The sequence below is a fragment of the Marinobacter metalliresistant genome, assembly GCF_038098645.1.
GTDB classification, from domain to species: domain Bacteria; phylum Pseudomonadota; class Gammaproteobacteria; order Pseudomonadales; family Oleiphilaceae; genus Marinobacter; species Marinobacter metalliresistant.
In genome coordinates this window covers 22,994-42,930 of the sequence record NZ_CP101118.1, presented here as the reverse complement: position 1 = coordinate 42,930, position 19,937 = coordinate 22,994, and the positions used below count along the sequence as shown (strand labels likewise).

General features: G+C 59.1%; 19 protein-coding genes. 3 read left to right on the top strand and 16 right to left on the bottom strand.

Annotated elements, in window-relative coordinates; genetic code table 11:
• Positions 1 to 8 precede the first annotated feature (8 nt).
• The 11 genes from truD to NLK58_RS00135 all read right to left on the bottom strand — a co-directional run bounded on the left by truD (position 9) and on the right by NLK58_RS00135 (position 13,214).
• Positions 9 to 1,058 carry a tRNA pseudouridine(13) synthase TruD gene (gene truD / locus NLK58_RS00185; RefSeq protein ID WP_341581658.1) on the bottom strand — a complete coding sequence of 350 codons (1,050 nt, stop codon included), beginning with the start codon at positions 1,056 to 1,058 and terminating at the stop codon, positions 9 to 11.
• The gene (gene ispF, locus NLK58_RS00180) at positions 1,055 to 1,534 is read right to left on the bottom strand and encodes a 2-C-methyl-D-erythritol 2,4-cyclodiphosphate synthase (protein WP_117620163.1); all 480 of its coding nucleotides are present in this window, start codon (positions 1,532 to 1,534) and stop codon (positions 1,055 to 1,057) included. Before ispF ends, truD begins: the two co-directional genes overlap by 4 nt.
• 25 nt (positions 1,535 to 1,559) lie before the next feature.
• On the bottom strand, positions 1,560 to 2,261 hold the full coding sequence (gene ispD / locus NLK58_RS00175; protein ID WP_117620162.1) for a 2-C-methyl-D-erythritol 4-phosphate cytidylyltransferase: 702 nt from the start codon (positions 2,259 to 2,261) through the stop codon (positions 1,560 to 1,562).
• A 6-nt stretch (positions 2,262 to 2,267) separates the two neighbouring features.
• Complete coding sequence (locus NLK58_RS00170) at positions 2,268 to 2,540, bottom strand: septum formation initiator family protein (protein WP_117620161.1); 273 nt, start codon at positions 2,538 to 2,540, stop codon at positions 2,268 to 2,270.
• Positions 2,541 to 2,745: 205 nt separating this feature from the next.
• Complete coding sequence (gene eno, locus NLK58_RS00165; RefSeq protein ID WP_341581656.1) at positions 2,746 to 4,041, bottom strand: phosphopyruvate hydratase; 1,296 nt, start codon at positions 4,039 to 4,041, stop codon at positions 2,746 to 2,748.
• A gap of 178 nt (positions 4,042 to 4,219) precedes the next feature.
• Complete coding sequence (kdsA, locus tag NLK58_RS00160) at positions 4,220 to 5,065, bottom strand: 3-deoxy-8-phosphooctulonate synthase (protein ID WP_117620159.1); 846 nt, start codon at positions 5,063 to 5,065, stop codon at positions 4,220 to 4,222.
• A gap of 2 nt (positions 5,066 to 5,067) precedes the next feature.
• Positions 5,068 to 6,696, bottom strand: coding sequence for a CTP synthase (locus NLK58_RS00155; RefSeq protein ID WP_117620158.1), 1,629 nt, complete (start codon positions 6,694 to 6,696; stop codon positions 5,068 to 5,070).
• A gap of 87 nt (positions 6,697 to 6,783) precedes the next feature.
• Positions 6,784 to 8,139, bottom strand: a complete 1,356-nt coding sequence (gene tilS / locus NLK58_RS00150; protein ID WP_117620157.1) for a tRNA lysidine(34) synthetase TilS — start codon at positions 8,137 to 8,139, stop codon at positions 6,784 to 6,786.
• On the bottom strand, positions 8,123 to 9,076 hold the full coding sequence (gene accA, locus NLK58_RS00145) for an acetyl-CoA carboxylase carboxyl transferase subunit alpha (protein WP_117620156.1): 954 nt from the start codon (positions 9,074 to 9,076) through the stop codon (positions 8,123 to 8,125). Before accA ends, tilS begins: the two co-directional genes overlap by 17 nt.
• A 141-nt stretch (positions 9,077 to 9,217) precedes the next feature.
• The gene (dnaE, locus tag NLK58_RS00140; protein WP_341581653.1) at positions 9,218 to 12,700 is read right to left on the bottom strand and encodes a DNA polymerase III subunit alpha; all 3,483 of its coding nucleotides are present in this window, start codon (positions 12,698 to 12,700) and stop codon (positions 9,218 to 9,220) included.
• A gap of 46 nt (positions 12,701 to 12,746) precedes the next feature.
• Positions 12,747 to 13,214: a TlpA disulfide reductase family protein gene (locus NLK58_RS00135; protein WP_341581652.1), complete on the bottom strand. Its 468-nt coding sequence runs from the start codon at positions 13,212 to 13,214 to the stop codon at positions 12,747 to 12,749.
• A gap of 68 nt (positions 13,215 to 13,282) precedes the next feature.
• On the opposite strand from NLK58_RS00135, the gene arsC reads away from it, so the two are divergent.
• From arsC to NLK58_RS00120, 3 genes are all read left to right on the top strand, one after another.
• Positions 13,283 to 13,636: an arsenate reductase (glutaredoxin) gene (gene arsC, locus NLK58_RS00130; RefSeq protein WP_117620153.1), complete on the top strand. Its 354-nt coding sequence runs from the start codon at positions 13,283 to 13,285 to the stop codon at positions 13,634 to 13,636.
• Positions 13,637 to 13,711: 75 nt separating this feature from the next.
• On the top strand, positions 13,712 to 14,071 hold the full coding sequence (locus tag NLK58_RS00125) for a DUF2069 domain-containing protein (RefSeq protein ID WP_117620152.1): 360 nt from the start codon (positions 13,712 to 13,714) through the stop codon (positions 14,069 to 14,071).
• 33 nt (positions 14,072 to 14,104) lie between these two features.
• A complete protein-coding gene (locus NLK58_RS00120) occupies positions 14,105 to 15,922 on the top strand; it encodes a GspE/PulE family protein (RefSeq protein ID WP_341581649.1) in 1,818 nt (605 codons plus the stop codon).
• A gap of 6 nt (positions 15,923 to 15,928) precedes the next feature.
• On the opposite strand, the gene NLK58_RS00115 is transcribed toward NLK58_RS00120, so the two are convergent.
• From NLK58_RS00115 to NLK58_RS00095, 5 genes are read right to left on the bottom strand one after another with little or no spacing between them, the layout of a single operon-like run.
• Positions 15,929 to 16,984, bottom strand: coding sequence for a DUF3080 domain-containing protein (locus NLK58_RS00115; RefSeq protein WP_117620150.1), 1,056 nt, complete (start codon positions 16,982 to 16,984; stop codon positions 15,929 to 15,931).
• A gap of 40 nt (positions 16,985 to 17,024) precedes the next feature.
• Positions 17,025 to 17,717, bottom strand: a complete 693-nt coding sequence (gene mtnC / locus NLK58_RS00110; protein ID WP_341581648.1) for an acireductone synthase — start codon at positions 17,715 to 17,717, stop codon at positions 17,025 to 17,027.
• A complete protein-coding gene (locus NLK58_RS00105; protein ID WP_341581647.1) occupies positions 17,714 to 18,274 on the bottom strand; it encodes a cupin in 561 nt (186 codons plus the stop codon). Before NLK58_RS00105 ends, mtnC begins: the two co-directional genes overlap by 4 nt.
• On the bottom strand, positions 18,271 to 18,897 hold the full coding sequence (locus NLK58_RS00100) for a methylthioribulose 1-phosphate dehydratase (RefSeq protein WP_341581646.1): 627 nt from the start codon (positions 18,895 to 18,897) through the stop codon (positions 18,271 to 18,273). Before NLK58_RS00100 ends, NLK58_RS00105 begins: the two co-directional genes overlap by 4 nt.
• 49 nt (positions 18,898 to 18,946) lie before the next feature.
• Positions 18,947 to 19,936: an XdhC family protein gene (locus NLK58_RS00095; protein WP_341581645.1), complete on the bottom strand. Its 990-nt coding sequence runs from the start codon at positions 19,934 to 19,936 to the stop codon at positions 18,947 to 18,949.
• Position 19,937 lies beyond the last annotated feature (1 nt).

The following is a 19,937-nucleotide window of genomic DNA, read 5'->3' as shown; positions in this document are numbered from 1 at the left end:
GTTCTCCGCTAGCCTTGTTGTTCGTTATGTCGGCCGAGGCTCATGTCCTCAAGCTCGAAAATATCATTCAAAATCGTCGTGGCGTACTGCCCCGGAGAAAGTAAAAACGCCAACTCCAGACAGTCGTCACCCTGCCAGTGCCAGACAAGATCTTCCGGCCTTGCCGCCAGGGGCCTGCGCTCGGGTTTCATACGGGTGACCGAGAACAGATCCGCCAGCCCGGGTGTCTGCGACACAATACCTCGTTCCAGCGCCTCCAGCGGCCCCGTGGCCGTGGTGCCGCCGTCGCCCCACAGCGGGCCGGTTGCCGAAGCCTCAGCCCAGCTGCCATCCTGGACGCGGGCGGCAAGCACCTCATTGAACAGCCAGGAGCGCGCCGCCGAAAAATACAATACGTTTTTAGCGCCCTCGCTTCCAGCGCGCTTTTTACCTCCGCGACCTTTTCCACCCGATCGGCTACGCCGGTTCAACACTGACGGATCGGTATGGAGAGCCCGGTCCAGATTGGCGCCATCTCTTCCAAACCGCTGGGGACCGAAATAGTTCGGAGCGCCGACAGTAGCCAGCCGCTGAAGGGCGTTTTCTATCGCCTGCCGATCCCCGGAAACATTCCTCAGGGTAATCACGAAACGGTTACCCCGGTGGTCACCGCGACGCAACTTCCGCGCATCCCGGAAGGAAGATACCACCGACCAGCGGGAGGAAACCTCTTGAAGCAGGTCCGCGTCCTCAGCCTCACGGCCCGGACGATAGAGGCTGAACCACTGACGGGTTACCGCATGACGATCCTTCAGACCACAAAAACCCACGTCAAAGCTGCGGCAGTGAGTCAGGTGCGCCAGTTCACGGGCGACAAACTCGGTATTGTCGCCGACTTTCTCCAGCCTCAAGCAGAGGTGCTCCCCGCGACCCCTGACCTCCGTTGGCTCCGGAGCGGTCAGCTCTCCAGCCAGGTCCAGAACCTCGTCCACGAAGAAATCCGCGGGTGACACCTTGAGCTGGGCATGCGCCAAACGCACGCCACCAGAGGTTGGCCAGTCAAGCCTCCAGTGGCTCACGAATCCACCGCTTCAAGCAGGCAAATGGCCTGACAGGCAATACCCTCACCACGGCCGGTGAAACCAAGCTTTTCCGTTGTTGTTGCCTTGACGCTGACACGGCTGGCGGGAACCCCCAGATCCTCCGCAATGTTCAGACGGATAGCATCGATATGAGGCGCCATTTTCGGGGCCTGGGCAATTACCGTGGTATCAACATTGATCACACTGAACCCTTCATCACGCACACGCGCCATTACCCGGCGCAGCAGATCACGACTGTCTGCCCCCGCCCACTCGTCACTGGTGTCCGGAAAAAAATGGCCGATATCGCCAACTGCCATGGCACCCAGAAGTGCATCAGCCAGTGCATGCAAGAGTACGTCGCCATCGGAGTGGGCCTTCAGCCCCCGGGAATGCGGAATGTTTACACCGCCGATAATGACAGAGTCGCCTTCACAGAAGGCATGGACATCGAAGCCCTGACCAATACGCATAATGTGCTCCGGAAAACTCGGGAAATCAGAACCGGCTCAGGATAAAACCTGCGAGTGCCAGATCCGCAGGTACCGTTATTTTAAGGTTGTCAGGCCGCCCCTCAACCAGAACCGGCATGTTACCGGAAAACTCAATGGCAGAGGACTCATCGGTGACCGGAAGTTCCTCCCTGAGAGCGGCCTCCAGGGAATCAACCAGCAACCGGTAGCGGAACATTTGGGGCGTAAGGGCCCGCCACAGGTCCGAACGGTCGACGGTCTCGGCGACTTCGTGGAGCTCGCCGGTATCGGCTCTCTTGAGAGTATCTGCCACCGGCGAAGCGAGGAGGCCACCAACAGGATGGTCGTAGAGCCGCTCAATGAGATTGGACAGATCCCGGGTGTGAAGGCATGGCCTGGCGGCGTCGTGAACCAGAATCCAGTCATCATCCGCTACCTGCTCCGCCATAGCATGCAGTGCCGACAAAACCGAACAGGCGCGCTCAGAGCCGCCAGTACAGGTCTGGATACGACTATCGCGGCTGGCCTCTGTATCCGGCCACCAGTGATCGGCGGGATGCAGTGGCACCATGCAGCCGGAAAAAGGCGCGGAATCCATCAGTCGGGACAGGGTGATATCGAGAATGAAACGTTGATCGATCCGAAGATACTGTTTCGGTTGCCCGGCCTGCATACGCTGGCCAATGCCTGCGGCAGGAACAATCAGCCAAAGTCTCGGAGCGGTCATAGACAATCAGTTTTCGACAACGAGGAAAAAGGTCTCGTCTTCCCTGATCAGGCCAAGGTTCATCCTGGCCCGTTCTTCGACGGCGCCCTGCTCGTTGCGCAAATTCCTGACCTCGGCATAGAGACGTTCATTGCGGGTAGCCAGTTCGGCATTTTCTTTACGTTGCTCAGCAATGGACTGCTCGAGTGCCCACACCTGCGCAAAGCTGCCTTCCCCGACCCACAGGCGCACCTGGAGCAGGAGAATCGCAACCACCATTAGGGTCCAGAGCAACTTCATTGCCGATACCGTTCAAAAATTAATCAGTCAGAATAACAACGCCGGACGTTGAGTATAGACCTTAGAGTAGATTAGCAACAAATTCTTCTAACTGCCTGTACAAAAAGGCCATCGCATCCAAACTTTCGCCCGGAACACGATGGCCTTAACAGTTTTCTGCTGACGACCGGCCTGACACTTTGCCAGAACCGGTCAAATCCGTCGATCAGCCCTGCCCCTTGATCTCGCTCAGACCGCGATACGGCGCCTTGCCGTCCAGGGCTTCTTCAATGCGCAGCAGCTGGTTGTACTTGGCAACCCGATCCGAACGACACAGGGAGCCGGTCTTGATCTGGCCTGCACAGGTCGCCACAGCCAGATCGGCAATGGTGGTGTCCTCGGTTTCACCGGAGCGGTGCGAGATCACTGCCGTAAAGCCGGCATCCTGGGCCATTTTGATGGCATCCAGGGTTTCGCTCAGACTGCCGATCTGGTTGAACTTGATCAGGATGGAGTTGCCAACTCCCCTGTCGATACCCTGCTTCAGGATCTTGGTGTTCGTTACGAACAGATCGTCACCGACCAGCTGAACCTTGCTACCCAGCTTGTCAGTCAGAACCTTCCAGCCGTCCCAGTCGCTCTCGTCCATGCCGTCTTCAATAGACACGATCGGGTAACGCTCACACAGACCGGCGAGGTAATCGGCAAAGCCCTCGGAATCGAAGCTCTTGCCTTCACCGGAAAGCTGATACTGGCCGCCCTTGTAGAATTCGGAAGACGCACAGTCCAGAGCCAGAGTCACATCGGTTCCCAGCTTGTAACCGGCCTTCTCAACCGCTTCCTGAATCACCGCCAGCGCCGCTTCGTTGGAGGGCAGGTTCGGGGCAAAACCGCCCTCGTCACCAACTGCAGTGTTCAGGCCCTGGGCCTTGAGTACTTTCTTCAGGCTGTGAAAAATTTCCGCACCAACACGCAGGGCCTCGGAGAAGCTTTTGGCAGACACCGGCTGCACCATGAACTCCTGGATATCAACGTTGTTATCCGCGTGCTCACCACCGTTCAGGATGTTCATCATCGGCACCGGCATGGAAAACTTGCCAGACGTACCGTTGATGTCGGCAATGTGCGCGTACAACGGCTTGCCCAGAGAGATCGCCGCCGCTTTGGCAGCCGCCAGGGAAACCGCCAGAATTGCGTTGGCGCCCAGGTTGGCCTTGTTCTCGGTGCCATCCAGCTCCAGCATGATGTTGTCCAGAGCACGCTGATCGGCCGCATCTTTGCCGATAAGGGCATCACGAATTTTGGTGTTTACAGCCTCAACCGCCTTCAGGACACCCTTGCCAAGGTAACGGGATTTATCGCCATCACGCAGCTCCAGCGCTTCCCGGGAACCGGTGGAGGCACCGGACGGCGCGCAGGCAGTGCCCACAGTGCCGTCTTCGAGGATAACGTCTGCTTCGACAGTGGGGTTACCGCGGGAATCCAGAACCTCACGGCCTTTGATGTTGGCAATCTTGGTCATTCTTCTCTGTCTCCAAGTTCGTGTTCAAATTTGGGAGTCAGAGCGAGCGGAACGGCCCTGCGAAAACCGCTACAAGCACATCCATGTGCGCTTGTTTCGGGCCATCCTTGGCCCTCTACATTTTCGCAGGGCCGTTCCCGCTCACTCCCATAGTCCGTATAAACGCCAACACCGCCAGTCAGGCGGTGTCGATAGGTTTAAAACTTTTTACCAGATCATCTACTGCTTTCACCCGCTGCAGGAAAGGCTCCAACTGGCTGAGGCGAAGGGCGCAGGGACCATCGCACTTGGCCTGATCCGGGTCCGGGTGGGCCTCCAGGAACAAACCAGCCAAACCCTGAGACATGCCCGCCAGCGCGAGATCGGTGACCTGTGCCCTGCGGCCACCGGCAGAATCGGATCGTCCACCTGGCATTTGCAGCGAATGAGTCACGTCGAACATCACCGGCACGTTCATCGATTTCATAATACCGAAGCCGAGCATATCGACGACCAGATTGTTGTAACCGAAGCTGCTGCCCCGCTCACACAGGATCACCTTGTCGTTGCCGGCTTCCTCGCACTTGGTGATGATGTGCTTCATTTCCTGAGGCGCCAGGAACTGAGCCTTCTTGATGTTAATCACCGCGCCGGTTCTGGCCATCGCGACCACAAGGTCAGTCTGGCGACTCAGGAACGCCGGCAATTGGATAATGTCACAGACTTCAGCAGCCGGAGCCGCCTGTGCCGGCTCGTGGACGTCAGAGATGATGGGAACACCGAATTTGCTCTTAATGTCCGCCAGTATCTGCAGCCCCTTCTCAAGGCCGGGGCCCCGGAAGGAGTTCACAGACGACCGGTTGGCCTTGTCAAAAGACGCCTTGAACACGTACGGAATACCGAGCTTGCCGGTGGCCTCAACATAAGCCTGCGCCACTTCCATGGCCAGTTCCGGCGACTCGAGGACATTCATGCCGCCGAACAGTACAAACGGCCTGTCGTTGGCGACCTCGATTCCGGAAACGTTTACGGTACTCTGCGCCATACTCAGGATCCTTTCTTGTTGGCCAGCGCTGCCTCAACAAAACCCTTGAACAGCGGGTGGCCGTCGCGGGGCGTGGAGGTGAATTCCGGGTGGAACTGACAGGCCACAAACCAGGGATGATCCGGCGCCTCGACCACTTCCACCAACCGGCCATCGGTTGAGCGACCCGCGATTTTCAGGCCAGCTTCTTCCAGCCTCGCCAGGAAATGGTTGTTCACCTCATAACGATGACGGTGGCGCTCGCGGATCGTTTTCTTGCCATAACAACTGGCAATGGTTGAATTATCGCTCAGCACACAGTCCTGGGCCCCCAGCCGCATGGTGCCGCCAAGGTCCGATTCTTCAGTCCGCTCCTCACGCTCACCGGTGGCGTCCAGCCATTCGGTAATCAGGCCGACCACCGGTTCGGGGGTGTGCTCGCGGAACTCGGTACTGTGGGCGTCCTTCAGGCCGGCCACATTACGGGCGTATTCAATAACCGCTACCTGCATACCCAGACAGATGCCCAGATACGGAACCTTGTTCTCGCGGGCGTACTGAACCGTGCGGATCTTGCCTTCCACACCGCGTTCACCGAAACCACCGGGCACCAGAATGGCGTCGGCACTGGCCAGGGCCCCGGTGCCGTCACGCTCAATATCCTCGGAATCGATGTAGTTGATATTGACCTTGGTGCGGGTCTTGATGCCCGCGTGCAGCAGGGATTCGATCAGGGACTTGTAGGCGTCCAGAAGCTCCATGTATTTGCCAACCATGGCAATGGTCACTTCCTGCTCCGGGTTCATCAACGATTCAACAACGTTGTCCCACTCGCTCAGATCCGCAGGCCGGGCGTCCAGACCGAAGCGCTCGATAACCAGTTGATCCAGGCCATGCTCATAAAGCATGCGCGGAATGGCATAGATGGACCTGGCATCCTGGAGAGGAATAACGGCCCGCTCTTCAACGTTGGTGAACAGGGCGATCTTGCGGCGGGAGCTTGCATCTACCTCATGCTCGGAACGACACAGCAGAATGTCCGGCTGCAGACCGATAGAGCGCATTTCCTTGACGGAGTGCTGGGTCGGCTTGGTCTTGATCTCGCCTGCGGTGGCGATGTAAGGCACCAGGGTCAGGTGCATGAAGATCGCGCGCTGGGGCCCGACTTCCACCTTCAACTGACGGCAGGCTTCAAGGAACGGCAGGGATTCGATGTCACCCACGGTGCCACCGATTTCGATCAAGGCGACATCGGCACCGGCCGCGCCTTCCACAACACGACGCTTGATCTCATCAGTGATGTGAGGAATCACCTGAACGGTACCGCCGAGATAATCACCGCGGCGTTCCTTACGAATAACTTCTTCGTAGACACGGCCGGTAGTAAAGTTGTTACGACGACTCATCGGAGTACGGATGAAGCGCTCGTAGTGGCCCAGGTCGAGGTCTGTTTCCGCGCCATCCTCGGTGACAAAAACCTCACCGTGCTGGAACGGGCTCATGGTGCCGGGGTCCACGTTGATGTACGGGTCCAGCTTGAGAATAGTGACTTTCAGGCCGCGTGCCTCGAGGATCGCAGCCAGAGAAGCTGATGCGATACCTTTCCCCAGGGAGGACACGACACCGCCGGTGACGAAAATATAACGCGTCATGCAGATTCCATGATTGTCTGGTTCGGTGAAGGAGGGAGATTGTCATCTCAAGATGGGACGCCAGACTACCAGAAAGGCCCCACTGACTCAATCACATTCCCGTTCAACAACCAGCCGCCAAGCGGCGGCATGGGCGCCTCCCGAGTATTGTTCAGAGCACCACAAATCGCCAATGGCGATGAGTTCCCCAACGCCCTCGGAGCCTGCAAAAACCAGCGGCAGGCGGGGTCTCTCCCAGGGTGGCACCCTAAGCTCCTGAAGCCATTTCTTGAGCGATCTGGACCGGCCATCAGGGTGAAAACGAACGCGCTCCCCGCCCTGCCTCGTAAATATCCGTATTGGCGGTGGCAGGCTTTCCGGGGTAGAGACCGGCTCCAGCTTCAGGGACCATTCGCCCCAACGCCGGGCCGGACCGGGTTCGAGGGCCACCGGCGTTTCCGGCAATGGCGCTTTCTCTGGAACCAGATACAAACCACCCTGAAACCGTCGAAGGCTGAAGCCTTCAGCCCTCAATTCCGGCTCCCGGTCCTCGCCTGCAAAAAGCAGATCATGCAGGCTCTGCTGCCAGTCTGCGACCGAGGGCGGCTGAAACCCGCGCTCCCGGACCCACCAGCGAATCAGGTTCTTCTGCTCTGCCAGCGAGAGTGCCTTCAGGCCGGTTGTCGGCAAGCGGTCCCACTCACCACCGAGAGACTTCCACTGCAACGCGGCAAGTTTCCGGTTCAGGGTTTCGCTCTCGGCGCAGGCGTCGGCGGTGTGGCAAAGCCTGCGGTTCAGCCCCGGCCAGCGGGACCGCACGAGCGGCAGCACCCTGTGCCGGAGAAAATTCCGGTCGAAACGCTCGTTGGTATTGCTGGGATCGTTGATCCAGGATAGTCCGGCCGCCTGTGCCCAGTGCTCAAGCTCTGACCGCTCCAGGTGTAGCAATGGCCGAACCAGACGCCCGGCGCCCAAGGCGCGACTGGCCGGCATACCCGCCAGCCCCGCCACACCACTTCCCCTGAGCATCCTGAACAAAACGGTTTCAGCCTGATCGTCACCATGATGGGCCATCAACAGAATGTCCCCTGGCCGCATGAGCTCCTCAAGCACCCCATACCGGGCCGTGCGAGCCGCTTCCTCAATGCCACCGGAACCTCCGCGATCATCACCGGAAACAACCGACACCCGCTCAACCACCAGCGGCACTTCCAAGACGGCGCACAGCGCCCGACAGAACGCCTCGGTTTCCGACGCGTTCGGCTGCAACTGGTGATTGATATGGACAGCGTTAACGGTTCCTGCAGGGCCATGGCAATGGACGGCAAGATGCAGCAACAGGGTCGAATCCAGGCCACCACTCAGGGCAACCCAAAGGCGGGAAAAGTCGGAGAGTTCTCTGACCGGGGCACTCAAGGCCTCCGGCCAGCGGAATCCGGATCCGGGCTCAGCGCCCGGTGTCATAGCGGGTCAGCCGCTCATAGCGGCGGGCTACCAGCTCATCCAGGGGCAGGCGGCTGAGTTCTGCGACACCTTTTGCGAGAACTTCCTTGAGAGATTCCGCCATTTTCTCGGGGTTGCGATGCGCACCCCCCAAAGGCTCCCGGATAACATTATCCGCCAACCCGAGCTCTTTCAGCCGGTCTGCGGTAACCCCCATCGCCTCTGCCGCCTGAGCGGCATATTCGGCGCTCTTCCAGAGTATAGAGGCGCAGCCTTCCGGGGAAATAACCGCGTAGGTGGAATACTGAAGCATGTTCAGCTGGTCGCAGACACCGATGGCCAGTGCGCCACCAGAACCACCTTCACCAATCACCGTGGAAATAATGGGTGTTTTCAGCCGCGACATCACCGCCAGATTGAAAGCGATGGCCTCACTCTGGCCCCGCTCCTCGGCACCGATGCCCGGGTAGGCACCCGGCGTATCGATAAAGGTCAGGATCGGCATCCTGAACCGCTCGGCCATTTCCATCAGGCGCAGGGCCTTGCGATACCCCTCTGGACGTGGCATGCCGAAGTTGCGCTTGACCTTGTCACGCACTTCCCGGCCCTTCTGGTGACCGATGACCATCACCGGCTTGTCATCCAGCCGGGCAGTACCGCCCACAATGGCAAGATCGTCGGCATAGCGGCGGTCACCGTGCAGTTCGTCGAAATCCTCGAAAATCGATTCGATGTAATCGAGGGTATAGGGCCTGCGCGGATGCCGGGCAAGACGGGAAACATCCCAGGGCTGAAGGTCGGAGAAAATACTCTCCGTCAGGCTGACGCTCTTTTTCTTCAGCCGGGTAATTTCGTCGGAGATGTTGATGTCGGTGTCGTTGCCGACCATACGAAGCTCTTCAATCTTGGCTTCCAGGTCGGCAATTGGCTGTTCGAAATCCAGATAATTAGGGTTCATGATGTTCCATCATTTTTTGCCAGGCGGGACAACGCTCCGCCAAACCAGAATTTGAAACAAAGATAGCAGCGCCCGGCCAAGGGCTAAAGCGGACCTTGGTATGAGTCCGCAATCTGACAAAGTTTTAATTTTCGGGCTTACTTAATCATAGACCAGTTCTACCGACTGGTCGCCTACGAGATACCGGAGCTCCAGCAACAGGTTATCGTCGGGCTGGACCCGCCAGGACTCACCCAGCTCGATCCGGGTTGAAGCCTCAGGACTGCTGTACTCAATCCACACCGGGCTGCCTTCGCAGCGGAAGGGCCGCAAGGTGCTGTCCAGTTTTTCAAGCAGACCATTCCGCAGCTGATCGGCATGGAGATTCAGCTTCAGTCCGCGACTGAACTGCTGGCGCGCTGTGGCGACATCCATCACCGAACTCACCCGCATCTTCATCTGACCGGAGTAGTCATCGTGGCTCACCTGCCCCTCCACCACAATCACCTGATCGGATTGCAGCAGCTCCCGATTCTCGAAAAACGCTTCCGAGAACAGGGTCGCCTCAATCCGGGCACTCCGGTCATCCAGTGTTATAAAACACATGGTGGACCCGGTGCGGGTTTTCATGGTGCGCTGTGCCACCACGAGCCCGGCAACCCGCTGGGGCGATTTGTTGGGTTTCAGGTCGGCAATGGATGACCGCACGAACCGCCGTACCTCTTTCTCATATTCATCGAACGGATGGCCGGTCAGGTAAAGCCCCAGGGTATCCTTCTCCCCCTTGAGCCTCTGCTTTTCAGGCCACTCTCGAATCCCGGCGACATCTTCGTACGGATCGCCGCCGTCACCGGCCTCCAGCATTTCGCCGAACATGTCCATCATGCCGACAGATTCGTTGCGGGATTGCTGGTCGGCCTGTTGCACGGCCTTTTCGATGCTCGCCATCAACTGGGCCCGGCCAGCACCGAGTTTGTCCATGGCACCGGAGCGGATCAGGGCCTCCATGGCCCGCTTGTTGACTTTTTTCAGGTCGACCCGCCGGCAGAAATCAAAAATATCCTGGTACGGCCCGCCTTCTCCGCGCCCTTCCACAATGCTCTGGATCGGCCCCTCACCCAACCCCTTGATGGCGCCGAGACCATAGACGATCTGGCCCTCATCGTTAACCGTGAAGGTATATTCAGAGCGACTGACATCCGGCACCAGCAGATCCAGCTTCATAGTCCGGCATTCTTCGACCAGGGTGACCACCTTGTCGGTATTCTGCATATCCGCGGTAAGCACTGCGGCCATGAACTCCGCCGGGTAATGGGCCTTCAGCCACAGGGTCTGGTAGGACACCAGGGCATAGGCGGCCGAGTGCGATTTGTTGAAACCGTAACCGGCAAACTTTTCCACCAGGTCGAAAATGTTTTCTGCCAGGGTCTTGTTGATGCCATTCTTTTCACAACCGTCCAGAAAAAACTGCTTCTGTTTCGCCATTTCCTCGGGCTTTTTCTTGCCCATGGCCCGGCGCAGCATGTCAGCGTTACCAAGCGTGTAGCCCGCCATCACCTGGGCGATCTGCATGACCTGCTCCTGGTACAGGATGACCCCGTAGGTAGGCTCCAGGACAGGTTTCAGACCCTCGTACTGATAATCCGGGTGCGGGAACGACATGGGCTGCCGACCATGCTTCCGGTCGATAAAGTCGTCCACCATGCCGGATTGCAGCGGCCCGGGGCGGAACAGGGCCACCAGGGCGATCATGTCTTCCAGGGAATCCGGCTGGAGGCGCCGGATCAGGTCTTTCATACCCCGGGATTCCAGTTGGAACACCGCCGTGGTTTCCGCTTTTTTCAGCATGTCGAACGAGGGCGCATCCGCCAGGGGAATCTCGTTGATATCCAGTGCCGGCAATCCCCGCTTTTCCCGGCGAGGATTGATCATCTTCAGAGCCCAGTCGATGATCGTCAGCGTCCGCAGCCCGAGGAAGTCGAACTTTACGAGGCCGGCGTCTTCAACATCGCCTTTATCGAACTGGGTGACCAGGCTGCCGCCCTCGTCGTCGCAGTACAGGGGCGAGAAATCGGTGATCTTGGTGGGGGCAATAACCACACCGCCAGCGTGCTTGCCGGCGTTGCGGCAGACCCCTTCCAGCTTCAGGGCCATTTCCCAGATTTCCTGGGCCTCTTCGTCCTGATCCAAAAAGTCCTTGAGCTGGGGCTCCTGAATCAGGGCCTTCTCGAGGGTCATTCCCGGCTCAAAGGGAATCATCTTGGAGAGTTTGTCTGCCAGGCCGTAGGATTTGCCCTGCACCCGGGCAACGTCACGCACCACCGCTTTGGCTGCCATGGTACCGAAGGTGATGATCTGGGAGACCGCCTCCCGGCCGTATTTCTCGGCCACATAGGCAATCACCCGGTCCCGCCCTTCCATACAGAAATCGACGTCGAAATCGGGCATGGAAACCCGCTCCGGGTTCAGGAACCGCTCGAACAGCAGGTCGTATTCCAGGGGGTCCAGGTCGGTGATCAGCTGGGCATAGGCGACCAGGGAGCCGGCACCGGAGCCCCGACCCGGACCGACCGGCACGCCGTTGTTCTTGGCCCACTTGATAAAGTCCATAACGATCAGGAAGTAGCCCGGGAATCCCATCTGGATGATGATGTCCAGCTCGAAATTCAGGCGTGTGTAGTAGGCCTCGCGCTTGGCATCGTATTCCGGGTCGTCTTTGCTCAGGGTTTTGGCAAGTCGTTCTTCCAGGCCTTCTTCCGATACCTTGCGGAAGTATTCGTCTATGGTCATCCCGTCCGGAATCGGGTAGTTCGGCAGGAAGTATTCACCCATGCGGACCTTGACCGAACAGCGGCGGGCGATCTCCACCGTGTTCTCGATCGCTTCCGGGATGTCGCTGAACAGCTCGATCATTTCCCCGGCGCTGCGCAGGTACTGCTGGTCACTGAAGCGACGGTCACGACGGGGGTCATCCAGGGTACGGCTCTCGCCGATGCACACCCGGGCTTCGTGGGCCTCGAAATCATCCGCATCCAGGAAGTGGACATCGTTGGTGGCCACCACCGGCAGGGCCAATGCCTGGGCCAGCTCGACACTCAGGTGCAGGCAGTCTTCGTCCCCCGGGCGGCCGGTGCGCTGCAATTCCAGGTAATAGCTTTCCGGGTACAGCTCCATCCAGTAACGGGCGCGCTCACTGGCCAGTTCCGGTTTGCCTGCCAGAAGCGCCTTACCGACATCCCCCATTTTGCTGCCGGAGAGCGCAATCAGGCCCTTCGGGCGGGCCTCAAGCCATTTGCGCTGTATGATCGGTTTTCCGAAGCGCTGGCCTTCGGTGTAACCCAGGGAAATGATCTCGGTCAGATTCAGGTAGCCGTCGTTATCCCGGGCCAGCAGTGTCACCCGGAACGGATTATCGGGCTCATCCGGGTTTTCAAGCCAGATATCGGCGCCGATAATGGGCTTTACGCCCGCCCCCATGGCTGCCTTGTAGAAACGCACCAGCGAGCACATGTTGGACTGTTCGGTCAGCCCCACCGCGGGCATGCCCAGCTCAGCAACATGGTTGATCAGCGGCTTAACCCGTACCAGGCCATCCACCATGGAGTACTCGGAATGGACACGGAGGTGTACAAAAGTCTGCGACATAATGTCAGGTTATTCCTGCTGTAAAATTCGGTTAGGGCAACGGTCTTCAGCCGCCAATCAGCGCCCGGATGTCTTCTTCAGTCTGCGGGCCAAAGCGGGTTTCAACCAGATCGCCGTCCGGGTTAACGATAAATGTAGCCGGCAGAGCCAGGGGTAACTTCCAGCCAAACCCGGGGCCCGGATCGTCCGCAAGCATGGTGAAATCGATACCCATCCGACCACCCAGCTCCACCAGCGCCTCGCCCCGTGTGCCATCAAAGTTAACGCCGAGAACAGTGATATCAGGTGCCTTGTCCAGCTCGTTCAACTCGGGAATTTCTTCCAGACATGGCTTGCACCATTCCGCCCAGTAGTTCACCAGCACCCACTGGCCACGCAAGGTGTCCCAGTTCAGTTTTGTACCGCCGGCCCGCTCCAGTTCAGTTTTCTGGCAGCCCGCCAGTGCGATCACCATCAGCAAAAAGCCGGCAGAGGCGAGCCGCGGGCGAACACGCAACGAATCAGGGTACTGCACTGGAAAACCTCCTGTTAGACTACCGGCCACGGAAATCGTGGTATCCATTCAGACAACCAGGCACGAAGATGACAGAACCAACCCGGATTTTCCACAACCCTCGCTGCTCAAAATCCCGCCAAACCCTTGAACTGCTTACCGAACGGGGTATTGAACCGGAGATTATACGCTACCTTGAAACGCCACCGACAGAGCAGCAGCTCGAGGATATTCTTGCTGCACTGAATCTGGATCCCCGTGATCTCATGCGCACCAGGGAAAAAGAGTATAAGGAGCAGGGCCTCGATAATCCCGACCTTAGCCGTGAACAATTAATCGCCGCCATGGCTGCCACTCCAAAATTGATCGAGCGACCAATTGTGCTCGCAAACGGCAAAGCGGCCCTTGGCAGGCCACCGGAAAACGTACTTTCCATTCTCTGAGCCAGACCGCGGACTGATACAGGCTTTGGCCCGGAACGTAACTTCTCAACCACTTTTCTATGCCGGAATCATACTATGCTGAACAACCCCAAGGCCCGTTACACTGCCCGGGCAACCATTGCCCTTTACATCGGCGTGCTGGCCACACTATTGATCACCACCTTCTATCCGGCGCCGGTGGAGGGCGTGTCGATTCCACTGATGCTGTCGGTGAAGCTGATTCCGCTGCTGGCCTTCGCCGTACCGGTAGTCCGGGCCAACAACCGGGGCTATATCTGGATGGCGTTCGTGGTGATCTTCTATTTCACCCAGGCGGTCGTTTCGGCCTGGCTCAGCGAAGGCGCCCCCGGACCGGTCATTCTGACGATACTGACCTTCCTGCTGTTCACTGTTGCCATGATTCACCTTAAAGTGAACCGGCCGGTGACGAACTGAAACACACTTATCGATACCTGGATCTGACCGCTTATGGCTGAAACAGACACCTCCGAAACCGTGCAGCGGCCACCCGCGCCGCCCCGAAGCACCCTGACCCTGCGAGATGTCTGTACCGCTCTGGTGAGCAGTGGCGAAGTCAGCCAGGAAGACGCCGAGCGCGTATTATCGGCAAACCTTGGCGCGACAACCGGCAGCGGGCAGGCCGCCAGGCGCCATCCGCTTGAACTGGTGGCTATTGCCTCCCTGACCAGCGAAACAAGCGGTCGCACCCTGGATCTGGACCGGCTTACCCAGTGGCTGGCCGACTGGGCCGGGCAGCCCTATTACCACATCGATCCGCTGAAGATTGATACCCCGGCGATTGCCCGGGTGATGTCCTACGCCTTTGCCCAGCGCCACGGCATCCTGGCGGTGGAGATTGGCCGGGAGGAAGTGCTGATCGCCAGCGCAGAACCCTTCAAGAGCGACTGGGTGCAGAACCTGCAGCAAGCCGTTCGCAAGGACATCCGGCGCGTGGTTGCCAATCCCGTAGATATCCGCCGTTACACCGTTGAGTTCTATCAGCTTGCCAGTTCCGTCAGCAAAGCCAGTGGTGGCAAGGCCACTGGTGTTGCCGGTAACCAGAACTTCGAACAGCTTCTGGATCTGGGCGCCAGCGAACACCCGGATGCCAACGACCAGCATGTGGTCAAGATTGTTGACTGGCTGCTGCAATACGCCTTCGACCAGCGCGCTTCGGACATTCACATTGAGCCCCGGAGGTCCGTCACTCAGGTTCGGTTCCGGATCGACGGCGTGCTTCATAACGTTTATGAATTCCCGGAACACGTCGGAGTAGCGGTCACCAGCCGCCTGAAGATTCTTGGGCGCCTGAATGTGGCGGAGAAACGCCGGCCCCAGGACGGACGGATCAAGACCCGCAAACCGGATAACAGCGAGGTCGAGCTTCGCCTGGCTACCATGCCGACCGCGTTCGGCGAGAAGATGGTCATGCGGATCTTTGATCCGGATGTACTGCTGAAATCCTATGAGCAACTGGGATTCAGCAAGGAAGACCGCCAGCGCTGGCAGGAAATTACCTCCCGGCCCCACGGCATTGTTCTGGTGACCGGGCCAACCGGTTCCGGCAAGACCACAACCCTGTATTCAACCCTGAAACAGATCGCCTTGCCCGAGCTCAATGTCTGCACCATCGAAGACCCCATCGAAATGGTGGAACCGGCGTTCAACCAGATGCAGGTTCAGACCACCATAGACCTGACCTTCGCGGCCGGTGTTCGGGCACTGCTTCGGCAGGACCCGGATATCATCATGATCGGCGAGATCCGTGATCTGCAAACCGCTGAAATGGCGGTGCAGGCTGCACTCACCGGCCATCTGGTGCTTTCCACCCTGCACACCAACGACGCCCCCAGTGCTATTACCCGGATGATGGAACTGGGCATTCCGCCGTATCTGATCCGGGCCACGGTGCTGGGCGTGATGGCGCAACGCCTTGCCCGAACCCTGTGCCCCCACTGCAAGTCGCCCGGCCCCGCCGATGAACAGGCCTGGCAGACACTGACCCGGCCCTGGAAGGCACCAGTTCCGAAGCAGTTCTATCAGCCCGTAGGCTGCCTGGAATGCCGGAACACCGGTTACCTGGGCCGCGCCGGGGTTTATGAGATCATGACCCTTTCGGGCCCGTTGCTCCGGCAGATCACCGATCATTGCGAGCTGGAACCGCTCAGGCTGGACGCCTACAAGGAAGGCATGAAGTCCCTGCGCCTGAGTGGTGCCCAGAAGGTGGCCGCGGGCCAGACCACGGTCGAGGAAATCCTGAGGGTAACGCCGGAAAGCCAGCGCTGAAACGGATCAGGTGCCGGGACGCAAGCCACATTGGCCGAGTAAATCCTGCCAGGCTCCGGTGTGGTCCATCATGGCCACGTCGAGTTTCCGCCAGAGACTGGTCTCGGCATCCTGCGAAAGATGCCGCTCATACCAGCCAGCGAAGCTGTCCGGCATGATATCCGCCTGAAGCTCGGCCAGCCGCTCAAACGGCTCAATAAGCTCAGTCCGCCCCTGCCTGACCGCACTCATGTACGGCTGGATCTTTTCGATGTACACGCTGAAAAACGTATTCTGCACGATATCCGACTGATTATTGGACTGGCCGTTGAGGCACAGGGGCCGTCCTTCAATTCGCTGCTTCAGTAATTCGGTACCATCCTGCAATCGCGCTGTCAGCAGGAGCGCGCTGTTGATCAGTTGGCCGACCCGGTACTCGGCCTGCCAGCGCTGATGAACATCGCCGGCAAAATCCAGGGAAACGGCCAGGTCCTCTGCGCGCAACCTGGCAACCGCTGCGTTCAGGCTGTCGATATCAAGGGCCAGATCGGAGACGGGATTGCCGTCCGCCGCGACCGGATAATAGCCCTTGGCCAGGGTAAACAGCTTTTCGACCTCTTCCACACCCCAGGTGGCGTTCCAGATGGCAATGGGCAGGGATTCGAGCTTGCTCTTGATGGCCTCGCCAAGCTCCTCCGAGAAGTCCTCATCCTCGATCCCGGGAAGACAGTCCCTGGCCGCCTCGATAAACCGGATTTCATAACGCAGGCGGTTCAGGGGTTGCATCACCCGCCCCATCACCGAGTTTTTCTCACCCACAACGTACTGCAGCTCACAACCATACAGGGAGAGAAAATCCAGCACCCCCATGTCCAGTTCCGGCATGGTCAGCACACGATCCCGGCGACGGGGAAGCTGGCTGGCAGAACCGATGTCAGAGAGTTGAGGGTCGGTTTCCAGGACGCGGGCGACCCGCTCCACGTATTCATCCATCATGGGGCGGGCATCTGAGAAGGGATTGCAACCTGCAAGAAGCAACGCAAGGACCGGAGTGACAATTCTGAAAAATCCGGTTCCGGGCATCGGGTCCGTCCTCCTGCGGTGGCGTGACAGAGCTGTGGCCTTACCGCTTTTGCAGCAGGGTATCGACCTCCGCAAAATCACGGGCCACAAAACGTCCGGTTTCCGGCAGATCTCCCTCGCGAACAAGCCAGGCGGTCTGCATGCCTGCCTGTTCGGCTGCCTCAAGCTCGGCCTCAACATCGGACAGGAACAACACCGTGCCCGCCTCAACGCCCAACTCCGACAGGATATTGCGGTAGGAATCCGCCTCTTTCTTGCCCCCGATACCGGTATCGAAATAGCCGGAGAAGAACGGCGTGAAGTCGCCCTCCGTGGTAAAGCCGAAAATCAGCTTCTGGGCCTTGACCGACCCGGAGGAATATACGAACAGGCGCAGGCCCCGATCGTGCCAGCGCTGCAGGTATTCGGCCGCGTCGGCATAGATATGAGCCTTGAGCTCTCCCTGCTGGTACCCCTGCTCCCAGACCATACCCTGCAACGCCTTGAGCGCGGTTTCCTTGCGGTCCTCTCGAATCCAGCCCTGCAGGACCTCGATAAGTCCATCAACATCATCGCGCGCTACACCGGATTTTTCCGCTACAGCATCCAGTTGCCCTGCCACCGCCGGATTATCCTGGTACCGGGCACGAATGAAGCCCGGCAGATGCTCACTGGCATACGGAAACAGGACATCGTGGACAAAGGAAATGGAACTGGTGGTGCCTTCGATGTCCGTAAGCACGACCCGGATCACCCCGCCGCTCCTGCCAGCGCCTCGTAGTGCGGCAACCGGGCGGCGATGTCCTCGCCGGTGAAATCGGCAGCCCATCCTTCGGGGTTGGTGAACAGGCGGATGCAGGTGAATTCCGGCTCCGGCCCCATATCGAACCAGTGCCGTGTGCCATCCGGCACGCTGATCAGATCATTCTTCTGGCACAGCACCGCGAACACCTCGTTGCCGAAGTGCAGGTAGAACAGAGCCTGGCCCCGCACGAAAAAGCGAACCTCATCCTCTCTGTGGGTGTGCTCATCCAGAAACTTTTTCCGGAGCGCCTCTTTCTGGGGATTGTCGGGGTTCAGGCTCACCACATCAGCAGCCTGGAACCCGCATTCCGCCTTCAGCTTCGCTACTTCATCGCCGTATGCTTCCAGGATCTCCTCCTGGGACGCGTCCGCTGGCAGATCCCGGGTGGGCCACTGTTCGAAGCGAACACCATGCCGGGCGAGCAGTTCGCGAATCTCGGCGGGGTTTTCGGTGACCGTACGGGCCGTTTCTGGCTGGCTTTGATCAAAAACACTCAAGGTCGTCATGGGCGCATCCTCATGGTTTCAAGTTCACATTCAAACAGGAATTCAAAGGCTTCGACGTGGCGCAGGCAGTCGGCCATGGTGTTGCCCCAGGTGTAGAGACCGTGGCCCCGAATCAGGTAACCGGGCTGATCCGGATGGCCCCGGAACCAGTCCCCGGTCTCCTGCGCCAGAGCATCAATATCCTGGGTGTTGTCGAAGACCGGAATGGTTAATACCGATTCGTGGGTTTCAACGCCGGCAAAGGCTTTCTGAAGCTCATAGCCTTCCAGCTCCAGCGGCTGCCCCGGTGTCAGCAGCCGGCTCAGGACTGTCGCCTTGACCGAGTGGGTATGAAGCACCGCGCCGACTTCCGGGAAGACTTCGTACAGTATGGTGTGCAACCGGGTTTCGGCCGAAGATCGGCAGTTGCTCTGAACCGGACGGCCCGCCAGATCCACCACCATAACATCGCCAGCACCCAGTTGCCCCTTGTGACGACCAGATACGGTTATGGCAATATGCTCGCCGTCAATGCGCGCAGAGTAATTGCTGCTGGTCGCCGGCGACCAGCCTCGCTGGTAAAGGAAGCTCCCGGCTTCGACAATCGAGTCGGCCGCCCTGGCGTATCGGGTTACATCAAACACGGATTCTCTCCCGGGGTTCAGATGTCTTTGACACGTTCATTTGCCGACATTATAGGGATGGAGGGGCGGCCCGCAAATGGTGTCGGGCCACGATCAGGTCCGCGACCACGGAGATTGCAATTTCCGCAGGCGTCTTGCTGGGAATATCGACCCCAATGGGGGCGCGCAAGCGGTCGAGTGCCGCGTTTTCCAGGCCCAGCGAACTCAGTCGTTCACGCCGTGCTTCCGAGGTCTTTCGGGAGCCCATGGCACCGATGTAAAATGCTTTCGACTGCAACGCCGCCAGCAGCCCCATATCGTCAATCCGGGGGTCATGGGCCAGCGCCAGAACGCCGGAAAACGCATCGTTAAACCCTTCCGCCACCAGGTCATCAGGCAGGCGGCGGTCCAGCGGAATATGCGGGTATCCCCATCCGTCCGCAAAGGCCTCCCGGGGCTCACACAGAGTCACCGAGAAATCCGCCGCTGTGGCAAACCCGGACACGTACCGGGCCACCTCGCCAGCGCCAATCAGCAACAGCCGGCACCCGGGCTGCAGGGCATGCACCAGCTGCTCACCGTCAAAGGCCACCGAAGACCGGTCATGGGATCGCCGGTACTCAAGGGTCGGCGCGCCCCGAAGCGGAACCCGCCGGGCAACCGGTTCACGATTGCTCAACGCCTCCGCCAACGCGCGGACGTGGTCAAATCCTGCCTCACTGTGCAGAGGCTCGACAAGAAGCCGGATTCGACCGCCACAGGGCAACTGGAACTGGTCACGGTCGTCATCGGTAATGCCGTAGTCGATCAGGACCGGTTGATCCGGGCCGCTCCCGGCCGTGCGCCTGAGCAGATCCTCTTCCAGGCAGCCGCCGGATACCGAACCGCTCCACTGGCCGGATTCGCCAATGGCCAGCCAGGAGCCCACCGGCCGGGGTGAAGAGCCCCAGGTTTCCACAATGGTGCATAACCAGACCTTCTGCCCCTGCTCCAGCCAGCCCGCGATGTCGCGAATCACGGATTGATGGCCCGCAGCCAGAGACGACCGGGAAATCTCCATA